The sequence below is a fragment of the Telmatospirillum sp. J64-1 genome (genome assembly GCF_006980715.1).
In the GTDB taxonomy this organism is placed as follows: Bacteria; Pseudomonadota; Alphaproteobacteria; order Rhodospirillales; family Magnetospirillaceae; genus Oleiliquidispirillum; species Oleiliquidispirillum nitrogeniifigens.
The window spans coordinates 105382-115346 of record NZ_SBHN01000018.1 but is presented as its reverse complement, the minus strand read 5'-3'; the positions used below and the strand labels follow the sequence as shown (position 1 = coordinate 115346).

Here is a 9965-nt window from a genome sequence, read left to right as displayed (position 1 = left end):
ATCGGTTGCAGAAGTGGGACGGTTAGAAAAAACAAAAACCCCAGGCAGAAAGCCCAGGGTTTCTCAGCATTTCAGGGACCGTTGCAGAAATGGGACGGGGTTGGAAGCGATTTTGAGTCGCGTGCGTCTACCAATTCCGCCAAGGGGCCTTGGGGAGGGAAAGGGAGAATACACGCGGCGCATGCGCCCGTCCAGCCTCTCTTTATGGCGTTCCGAAAGGCTTCTTCGTCCTTCAGGAGTGGAGTGGTCGGCGTTTGAAGCGAAGTGGAAAAGCCGATAAAGTTCCTTAGGTTATTTGCTCGGGAAGGGGGGGAGCCGAATGAGCCGCAATGCCAAAGTGCTGGATCGCAAGGTCTTCTATGCGGGGCAAGTGGTCTTCAAGGAAGGGGATGAAGGGGACCGCGCTTATTTGATCCAGGACGGAGAGGTGCAGATTTCCAAGAATACCGTGCGCGGACCCGTCATCCTGGGCAATCTCGGCAAAGGGGAGTTGTTCGGTGAGATGGCTTTGATCGACGACCAGCCGCGCATGGCCACCGCCACGGTGCTGGGCACCACGACCTGCGTCGTCATCAACCGGATGACCTTCAACGAGAAACTCCAGAGTGCGGACCCGTTCGTGCGTGGGCTTTTGAACATCTTCGTGCGCAATATCCGCAACCTGTCGAAATAGCGAGAGAAGGGGCAGGGGGTGAGGCTGCTGCGCAAGCTGGTTCTGGGAATGGCGGCGGCCTTGGCCATTCTGCTGGTGGTATTGCCGCTGCTCCTGATGCTGGCCTATCGCTTCGTGCCGCCGCCGGGCACGCCGCTGATGCTGATCCGCCTCGCCCAGGGCGAAGGGCTGGAGAAGGATTGGGTGCCGCTTTCCTCCATCTCCTCGAACCTGCAACGGGCGGTGATCGCTTCGGAAGACAGCCGCTTCTGCACCCATCGCGGCTTCGATTGGGGGGCCATCGAACATGCGGTGGCGCAATGGCGCGAAGGCGGGCGGGTGCTGGGTGCCAGCACCATTTCCATGCAGACCTCGAAGAACCTGTTCCTGTGGCCCGACCGTACCATGCTCCGCAAGGGGGTCGAGGCCTGGCTGACGGTCCTGCTGGAGACCGTCCTGCCCAAGCAGCGCATCCTGGAAATCTATCTCAACATCGCCGAATGGGGACCTGGGATCTATGGCGCCGAGGCCGCCGCCCGCACCCATTTCGGGAAATCCGCCCAGAACCTGACGACGCGCGAGGCCGCCCTGCTGGCTGCCGTCCTGCCGGCTCCGCGCAGCTGGTCGCCGTCCCGGCCGTCCAACCATGTCTCCCGCCGCGCCGCCACCATCCAGGCCCGCCTGGCCCATGTGCGGCTGGGGGCGGACGGTCCCTGCCCGGGCTAGGGCTGTTCATCCTTCCCGGAGCCCGCGTGACGCGCCCCTGCCGGGGCTGGGCGAGCGGCATCAGGGCGAAAGATGCGCCACAGCCACGACTTTCGGAAAGGTTGGTCGCGCAGGAAGCGGATTCGTATTGCGCGGGAACGCGACTTTGCCCATATCAAGCTCCCCGTCCAGCCCGAGTCCGGCCTGGGCGGAGGTCGGAGCCGTGCCCGATGACCGGCACGGCTTTGCCCGGCGGATGAGCTTTTCTATGGAGGAACGGGTCGCATGGCTCGGCGGGATATTCAGCAGGGACAGCATTATCGCAAGATGGATGCGGATTCGGTCTGGGAGGTGATCGGTCTCACCGACGACCGCGAAGGCATCCGTCATGCCCGGTTGGCGCGGGTGGGGGATCCCTCCAACATCAAAATGATTTCGGTCTCCGCGTTGCGGGACAGCAAGCTCTACAAATTGCTGCCGACTCCCGCCCCGTCCAGCGAGGCCTGAAGGCCCGTCCATCTTTCGGAGTGCCGGGTGCCGCATCAGGGGCGGCCCCGGCATTTTGTTTGCCTATCCCGGTCTAGGTATGCCTTTTTCTAGCCATATTACGGGCGTACCACCTTCGCCGAATTCAGCCGGGAGTTCGACATGAGCATGTCTCGCCGCCGCCGCCAAGGCGAACGCCGCAAGCAATTGTGGATCGCCACCACGAAGATAGGTTTTTTTGCCGCCGTGATCGGTGTCACGGCCTATTACTCCTATCAAGTGGGGCAGGAATTGTCGCGCGAGGAAATCGTCAGCCTGCAGGGTGAAATCCAGCGGCTGAGCGTGGCCGATGGCGAGCAGCGCGAACAGATCGCCGAGCTTCAGGACCGTCTCGAAGGGGCGCGGACCGAGGCCGCCGAATTCAAGACGCTGTACGAGCAGGTGGCGCCCAGCCCCGAGATGCGGGAGATCATCGCCAGCGTCCAGGGCAAGATGGCCGAGGGCCTGAGCGCCGACCGCATCAGCTTCGCCATTTCCCAGGCTCGCAATCCACGTAGCTGCAGCGAGGTCGAAGCGCGCCGCTTCATCGCCAAGACCGAGAATTACGACGGCCCGAACACCTGGGTACGTTTCCACAGCCTGATCACCGTCACCGGCAGCGGCGTCGCCGCCAATGGCGGCCGGGAAGAACGCTACGATCCCAACGAGCCGGTGACCGTCACCTTCACGCCGCTGGGCGGCCAGCCCCAGGAAGTGAAGGGCAAGCTTCCCTTGCAGCATGCCATGGTCCTTCGGGGGCATGAATATCGCTTCACCGTCGCGCCGGGATCCTCTCCGGGGTTCATGGAAGTCACCGGCGACCGCTGCGAATACAAGACGAGCTGATTTCCTGGTGCCTTGGTGGTGAGAATGAGGAACCGCCAAGGCACATAGTCTGAGAAGCGGCCATGCTTCGAGACGGCCCTACGGGCCTCCTCAGCATGAGGTTAACATATTGAGATATTTGGTTAATTAGCCTCATGCTGAGGAGCCGCAGAGCGGCGTCTCGAAGCATGGGGCGGGCCCGGCGAGGGCTGGAGCATGATGCGGATCGTCCGCGTGCATGCTTCTGGAAAGAAGAAAGGCCGCCACGGGAACCGTGGCGGCCTTTTTTGGGGTCGAGGCAGCCCAAGGGGGATTTGGGGGGTCAGGCTGCCTCTATTAAGGCCACCGTGGGGGCGATGGCCACGGCCCGGGGGAGGGGCCGATCCCAATTTCAAGATGCCTTTGGAGGGGGGGCTGAGGTCATGATTCTTGGTTTTTGGACCACGCCCGGCTTATGCCCTGCGTCTCTCCTCTCCGTTTGTTTTTCGCGGTTGGAACCGTCTTGGTCTTGAGCGGAGTATGGCCTGAGGCGCCGAGGATTGGAACAGGTCAGGTGGGGTAATTCCGGCGTTTTTGACTGCCCGATGGTCCTAACTCGGCCTGGGGAGTGCCTCTATTACCTTCGGTTTTGTTGTGCCGGGACACTCTCTCGCTGCGTCAGTTCTTCGGCCTCGGCCGTCCGCCGCCATTCCGCTTCCATCCTTGGGGCCAGGACCTGCCAGCCCTTGGACAACAAGGCGAAATCGTCGCGCTTGATGACGAGGCAGCAGCCGTTCTCCAGGGCGGTGACGGTGCTTTGGCGGGTCTTCTCGCCTTTCAGCGCGCTCTCGCCGAAGACACCGCCGCGTTCGATGATCTCGATCGTGTCCGCCCCCCGCGACTTGCGCTCGAACCGGCCCGCCATGACGATGAAGAAGGGGCCGCAGGCATCGCCCTCGCGGAAGACGACATCGCCCTCGCGATAGTGGGACTGGAAGATCGCGGGCTCCATCCGCTGGACCACCTTCACCAGATTGCGGCGCAGGAACAGGCCCAGCAGCCAGTCCACGGCGACCCGGGTCTTGGTCGCCGCGCCGGGCAGCATGCCGAGATAGAGCAGGCGCCAGAGGAAGAAGGCGGGAAAGCCGGAAATGTTGACGCCCAGGATATTGGCGATTCCGCGCTGTCCGCCCAGCGAGGCCAGCTGTCCCTTCGAGCGGTAATGGAAGGGGGTCATCGGCTCGCCCCGCGCCTGGGCCACCAGATTGGCGGCAAGCACCTTGGCCTGCTGGCGGGCCGCCTGGGCGGTGGGCGGGGCGGCGGTGGGCGGCGGCACCTCGACTTTCGGATCATCGGCGCGGCGATGGGGCCGGGAATCGGCCGGGGGCGGTTCGGCGGGAACCGCCGCCGCATCGCCAAGGGCCCAGACCCCGTCCTGGCCGGGCACGCGCAGGCAATGATCGGTGGCGATGCGGCCGCGCTGCTTGGCGATGGGCAGTTCGGCCAGCAGGGGCGGCGGGCTGTTGCCGATGGTGGCGATGATCGTCATGCCGTGGATCAGCCGCCCATCGCTCAGTTCGACCGTGTCGCTGGAGGCCGACTTGACGCCCTGGCCGGTATAGATCTCCACGCCGCGCTTCTGCAGCCGCCGCAAGGCATAGGCCGACAGGTTCTCGGGCATTTCGGCCAGGATGGTGGGGGCGTATTCGATCAGGGCGAAACGCAATTCCTCGCGCCGGATATGCGGATAGAAGCGCAAGGCGCTGCTCAGCATATGCTCCATCTCGCCCAGCACCTCGACACCGGACAGGCCGCCGCCGATCACCGCGAAGGTCAGCAGGCGGCGCTTGAGCTCCGGCTCCTCGGTGATGTCGGCCTGTTCCAGGCAGTCGACCAGGTGGTTGCGCAGGGCGAAGGCGTCGCTGAGGTCCTTCATGGTGAAGGCGTGGTCGGCCAGGCCGGGAAAGCGCGACAGGTCGACCCGGCTGCCCATGGCTATGACCAGCTGGTCATAGCCGATCTTGCGCAGCTTGCGCCCCATCCCCTGGACGACCTCGATCTCGCGCCGTTCCAGGTCGATGCCCACCACCTGGGCCTCGCGCACCTTGATGGAATTGGGCAGCAAACGGCGCAAAGGGGCAACGGCATCCGAGGCCTCGATGGTCCCGGCCACGACTTCCGGCAGAAGCGGCTGAAAGACGAAGTAGTTTTCCTCGTCGATGATTTCGACGTCGAACAGATCGCTGTGGCGGGCAAGATGGCGGGCCGTGAACATGCCGCCGAAACCGGCTCCCAGGATCAGTACGCGTTGCTTCTGCATCGCCGCCTCCTCTCGCCGTGTGGGGTGGTATCGCGCGAGGAGGCATATGCGCTTGCGCCTTTTCAGGCGCAAGCCGTGCTATCGGGGGAGGTGCGGTCCGCCGCTTCAGGTTCAGGCGGCGTCCTTCTTCTTCTTTTTCTTCTTCTTTTTCTCGGCCTCGGCGGCGGCTTCGCCGTCCCGCATCACCTTGATGTCCTGGATGATGTTCAGGCCCAGCCGCTCGGCGGCGGCGCGCTGGACGGAGGGATCGAGCGGCGGGGGCAGCAGGTTGACGCCCTGGGCCAGGGTTTCGGTGGCGATTTCCAGGGCGCGGACGCGCGCATGCCATTTCTGGTTGGCGGGGATGGCATGCCAGCGGCCGGCCGGCGTCGAGGTGCGGGCGAACATCTCGTCGGTTGCCTGCTCGTATTCCTTCCAGCGTCCCCGGTTGCGGATATCCTCTTCCGTGATCTTCCAGCGTTTGTAGGGATTGCTCAGGCGTTCGGAGAAGCGCCGGAGCTGTTCGTCGGGCGTGATGTGCAGGAATAGCTTGACGATGCGCACCCCGTCATCGGCCAGCATCTTTTCGAACTGGTTGATCTCCTCATAGGCCCGCTGCCATTCCTCGGGCTTGGCGAAGCCTTCCACCCGCTCGACCAGCACGCGGCCGTACCACGAGCGGTCGAAGATGGCGATGGTGCCGGCTTCGGGCAGGCGCTGCCAGAAACGCCACAGATAGTGGCGCCCCTGTTCCTCGGGCTTGGGGGCGGCGATGGGCCAGACCTTGCAGCCGCGCGGGTCCAGCCTTTCGGTCAGGCGGCGGATGGTGCCGCCCTTGCCCGAGGCGTCCCAGCCCTCGAAGACCATGATGGCGCGGCGGTTCTCGTGGTAATAGGCCTGCTGTACCCGCAGCATCAGCAATTGCAGCTCGGCCAGTTGGGCCTCGTAGTCCTTGCGCTCGCCGATCTGGGCGGCCATGTCCAGTTCGCGCAGGCGCAGTTGCTTTTCCTTGTCCTTTTTCCCCGCCATTGGATCATCCCCCATGACTTGCAGATAGATCGAAGGTCCAAGCCTAAATCAAAGGTGGTGCCGCGACAACTGCGGCTCAGCCCTCCTTCGGGGGGATTGCCTTATGCCGGAGCCTGCCCCAACTCCCGGGACACTTGGCAAGGGCGTCGCCAATATCTGCTAAACAGCGGATTTTTCCGTCTTTTCCCCCTGGATTTAGGGCGTCGTCTGTGCCAAATGTTCCCGGTTCGCAGGCCGGGTCCCTGTTCGCCCGCCGGTTGGCGCCCTCCCGTAACGCGCCCGGATCTGCTTGACCAAATTTGATCCTTGGAGTGGAGGAGACCATGACTGTTCGCGTCGCCATCAACGGTTTCGGCCGAATTGGCCGCCTGGTGCTGCGTGCCATCGCCGAATCGAAGCGCAACGACATCCAGGTCGTGGCCATCAACGATCTGGGCTCGCCCGAAGCCAATGCCCACATGTTCCGCTACGACTCGGTGCATGGCCGCTTCCCCGGCGAAGTGACCGTCACTGGCGACAGCATGGATGTGGGCTTCGGCGCCATGAAGGTGACCGCCGAACGCGACCCGACCAAGCTGCCGTGGAAGGATCTGGGCGTCGATATCGCCTTCGAATGCACCGGCATCTTCACCGCCCGCGAAAAGGCCGCCCTGCATCTGGAAGCCGGCGCCAAGCGCGTGCTGATCTCGGCTCCCGGCGAGAATGCCGACCTGACCGTGGTCTATGGCGTCAACCACGACAAGCTGACCGCCGAGCACAAGATCGTCTCGAACGCTTCCTGCACCACCAACTGCCTGGCGCCGGTGGCCGACGTGCTGCATAAGACCGTGGGCATCAAGCATGGCTTCATGACCACCGTCCATGCCTATACCGGCGACCAGAACACCGTCGATACCCTGCACAAGGACCTGCGCCGCGCCCGCGCCGCCGCCGTCAGCATGATCCCGACCTCGACCGGTGCGGCCAAGGCTGTCGGCCTGGTGCTGCCGGAACTGGCCGGCAAGCTGGACGGCACCGCCGTGCGCGTGCCGACCCCGAACGTGTCGATGATCGACCTGACCTTCGTGGCCGAGCGTGAGACCACCGCCGAGGAAATCAACAACGCCATGAAGGAAGCCGCCCAGGGCCGCCTGAAGGGCGTTCTGGACGTGGTCAAGGACAAGCTGGTTTCGGTCGACTTCAACCATTGCCCGGCCAGCTCCAGCTTCGACATGACCCAGACCCAGGTCATCGACGGCACCTTCGTCCGCGTCCTGTCCTGGTACGACAACGAGTGGGGCTTCTCGTCGCGCATGTCCGACACCGCCCTCGCCATGTCCAAGTTCCTGGGCTAAGCGGTCATGGCCGGCTTCAAGACGCTTGATGATCTCAACGTCGCGGGCAAGCGCGTCCTGGTGCGCTGCGATCTGAACGTTCCGATGAAGGACGGCAAGGTCACCGACACCACCCGCATCGACCGCTCCGCCGAGACCATCGCCGAACTGGCCCGCAAGGGGGCGCGGGTGGTCATCCTCACCCATTTCGGCCGGCCCAAGGGCAAGCGGGTCGCCGAGATGTCGGTGCGCCCGCTGCTCGACCCGCTGTCCAAGGCCCTGGGCGGCAAGCCCGTCGCCTGGGGTGACGACTGCGTCGGTCCCGAGGCGGAACAGGCCGTCGCCGCGCTGAAGGACGGCGACGTGGCGCTGCTGGAAAACCTGCGTTTCCACGCCGAGGAGGAAAAGAACGACCCGGATTTCTGCAAGCGCCTCGCCGCGCTTGGGGACATCTATGTCAACGACGCCTTCTCGACCGCCCATCGCGCCCATGCCTCGACCGAAGGCATCGCCCGCCTGCTGCCTGCGGCGGCCGGGCGGCTGATGCAGGCCGAACTGGACGCCCTGGCCAAGGCGCTGGAAACCCCCACCCGCCCGGTGGCGGCCCTGGTGGGCGGCGCCAAGGTTTCGACCAAGCTGGAACTGCTGGGCAATCTGGTGGGTCGGGTGGATCGCCTGATCATCGGCGGCGGCATGGCCAACACCTTCCTGTTCGCCATGGGCAAGGATGTGGGCAAGAGCCTGTGCGAAAAGGACATGGCCGATACCGCCCGCGACATCCTTGAAAAGGCCAAGGCTTCAGGCTGCACGGTGGTGCTGCCGGTCGATGCCGTGGTCGCCGCCGAGTTCAAGGAAGGCGCCGAGAACAGCGTCGTTTCCGTCGACGAGGTCCCCGCCGACCGCATGATCCTGGACGCCGGCCCGGCCAGCGCCAAGGAGATCGCGGCCGGTCTGGCCGAGTGCAAGACGCTGGTCTGGAACGGCCCGCTGGGGGCTTTCGAGATTTCCCCCTTCGACGCCGCGACCAACGATGTCGCCCGCGCCGCGGCCAAGCTGACGGAAGAGGGCAAGCTGCTGACGGTGGCGGGCGGTGGCGACACCGTGGCCGCTTTGGCTCATGCCGGTGTGGACGAGAAGTTCACCTATATCTCGACCGCCGGCGGTGCCTTCCTGGAATGGCTGGAAGGCAAGGACCTGCCGGGCGTCGCCGCCCTGAAGTCCTGACGCCTTCCCTGTCGGGACGAGGAGAACGAGCGCCGGTCGCGAAAGCGGCCGGCGCTTTTTCCATCATCCCGCCTCATCCTGCGAGACGTCCTTGACGCGGCGTCGTAAGGCACGGGGCTAATTATTTATTTACTTCAGATGGTTGATCCTCATGCCGAGGAAGGCTGTCGGGCCGCCTCGACGCATGGGGCGGCGCTTTACTATTCGTCCGGCCCGGAGGATTTGGAGGATCGATGGAAAACGGCATCAAGGGATTGGGCGTGCGCGGGGGCGGCCTGCTGGGCGGCGTAGGGCAGGCCGGGCGTCCCGGCGGGCGTTCCTCGGGCGGTGCCGTGGTGCCGGCGGCGAAAAGCGGGGCGGGCCGGATCGGCTTGCGCGCCCTGGGCTGGGTGGCCGACCTGACCGGCATCCAACTGGATTTCAACGCGCCGCGCGGAACCTATCTGGACATCCTGGTCTGAAGAGGGTGCCGGAGCGCTTCTTCATGCTTCCAGGCGCCCTCGCGGGTTCCTCAGCAGGAGGCAGGGCTCAGTGATAAATTAAAGCGGCGTCTCGAAAGGTGAGGGCGGGCCATCCCTTTATCCGTCCTCATCCCCTCTCGAAGGGGATAGCCTTCCCGCAGGCTTTCTTTCCGGCTTGCCCGACGGTTCGGCTTTGGCCACACTCTGGCGCATGAAGCCGACATCCTCCGGGCCCTCCATTGCCAAAATTCCTGAAGGCGACGATCGTCAGCGTCTCGTCTGCGGCGATTGCGGCTTCGTGCTTTATGAGAATCCCAAGATCATCGTCGGGGCGGTGTGCCGCTGGCAGGACCGCTGGCTGCTCTGCCGCCGCGCCATCGAGCCGCGCCGGGGCTATTGGACCCTGCCTGCGGGCTACATGGAATTGCAGGAAACCACCGAAGAAGGGGCCGCCCGCGAAGTCTGGGAGGAAGCCGGTGCGCGGGTACGGATCGGCGAGCTTCTGGCGCTCTACAACCTGCCGCAGATCAGCCAGGTCCATATGATCTATCGTGCCGAGATGACCTCGCCCGACTTTGCGCCGGGGCCGGAAAGCCTGGATGTTGGACTGTTTTCTTGGGACGACATTCCTTGGGGCGAGCTGGCCTATCCTACCGTGGCCTGGTCCCTGTGTCATGACCGCGATCTGATGGGACGCAGCGGCTTTGCCCCGCGCGGTGTGCCCCAGGGGGCCGAGATGGCCCCGGAAAAACCGTAAGAGGAAGAGGCTTGGTCTAGCAGTCTGCGGAAAAGTCGCCTCTGTCTGCCCCGCATCGTCACCCCCGCGAAAGCGGGGGTCCATGTGGAGGCTTGTGGAGAGGCGAATCGCGAAATGCTGATGCTGCGGCAGCATGGATTCCCGCTTTCGCGGGAATGACGAGGGAAACAGGAATTTTCTGCAGCATCATAGACTT

General features: G+C 64.3%; 10 protein-coding genes. 8 read left to right on the top strand and 2 right to left on the bottom strand.

Translation table 11 applies throughout. The features are described from left to right. Positions 1-319: 319 nt before the first annotated feature. The 4 genes from EPD66_RS16960 (at position 320) to EPD66_RS16945 (ending at position 2728) form a co-directional block, all read left to right on the top strand. Entirely contained in the window at positions 320-673 is a 354-nt protein-coding gene (locus EPD66_RS16960; protein WP_142849689.1) for a cyclic nucleotide-binding domain-containing protein, read from the top strand. An 18-nt stretch (positions 674-691) separates the two neighbouring features. Beyond that, entirely contained in the window at positions 692-1378 is a 687-nt protein-coding gene (mtgA, locus tag EPD66_RS16955; RefSeq protein WP_255448548.1) for a monofunctional biosynthetic peptidoglycan transglycosylase, read from the top strand. 264 nt (positions 1379-1642) lie between these two features. Then, the gene (locus EPD66_RS16950; protein WP_142849688.1) at positions 1643-1864 is read left to right on the top strand and encodes a hypothetical protein; all 222 of its coding nucleotides are present in this window, start codon (positions 1643-1645) and stop codon (positions 1862-1864) included. Between the two features lie 141 nt (positions 1865-2005). Beyond that, positions 2006-2728 (top strand): hypothetical protein, encoded by a 723-nt coding sequence (locus EPD66_RS16945; protein WP_142849687.1) that lies wholly within the window; start codon positions 2006-2008, stop codon positions 2726-2728. A 595-nt stretch (positions 2729-3323) separates the two neighbouring features. Here the strand turns inward: EPD66_RS16945 and EPD66_RS16940 are convergent. Both EPD66_RS16940 and EPD66_RS16935 read right to left on the bottom strand, forming a co-directional pair. Beyond that, positions 3324-5006 carry an FAD-dependent oxidoreductase gene (locus EPD66_RS16940; RefSeq protein WP_142849686.1) on the bottom strand — a complete coding sequence of 561 codons (1683 nt, stop codon included), beginning with the start codon at positions 5004-5006 and terminating at the stop codon, positions 3324-3326. Positions 5007-5117: 111 nt separating this feature from the next. Next, the gene (locus EPD66_RS16935; protein WP_142849685.1) at positions 5118-6014 is read right to left on the bottom strand and encodes a polyphosphate kinase 2 family protein; all 897 of its coding nucleotides are present in this window, start codon (positions 6012-6014) and stop codon (positions 5118-5120) included. Positions 6015-6337: 323 nt separating this feature from the next. Between EPD66_RS16935 and gap the strand changes: the two genes are divergently transcribed. The 4 genes from gap (at position 6338) to EPD66_RS16915 (ending at position 9769) form a co-directional block, all read left to right on the top strand. After that, positions 6338-7348 carry a type I glyceraldehyde-3-phosphate dehydrogenase gene (gene gap, locus EPD66_RS16930; protein WP_142849684.1) on the top strand — a complete coding sequence of 337 codons (1011 nt, stop codon included), beginning with the start codon at positions 6338-6340 and terminating at the stop codon, positions 7346-7348. A 6-nt stretch (positions 7349-7354) separates the two neighbouring features. Then, positions 7355-8551, top strand: a complete 1197-nt coding sequence (gene pgk / locus EPD66_RS16925) for a phosphoglycerate kinase (protein WP_142849683.1) — start codon at positions 7355-7357, stop codon at positions 8549-8551. Positions 8552-8784: 233 nt separating this feature from the next. After that, entirely contained in the window at positions 8785-9012 is a 228-nt protein-coding gene (locus EPD66_RS16920; protein ID WP_142849682.1) for a hypothetical protein, read from the top strand. Positions 9013-9223: 211 nt separating this feature from the next. After that, a complete protein-coding gene (locus tag EPD66_RS16915) occupies positions 9224-9769 on the top strand; it encodes an NUDIX hydrolase (protein ID WP_142849681.1) in 546 nt (181 codons plus the stop codon). Positions 9770-9965 lie beyond the last annotated feature (196 nt).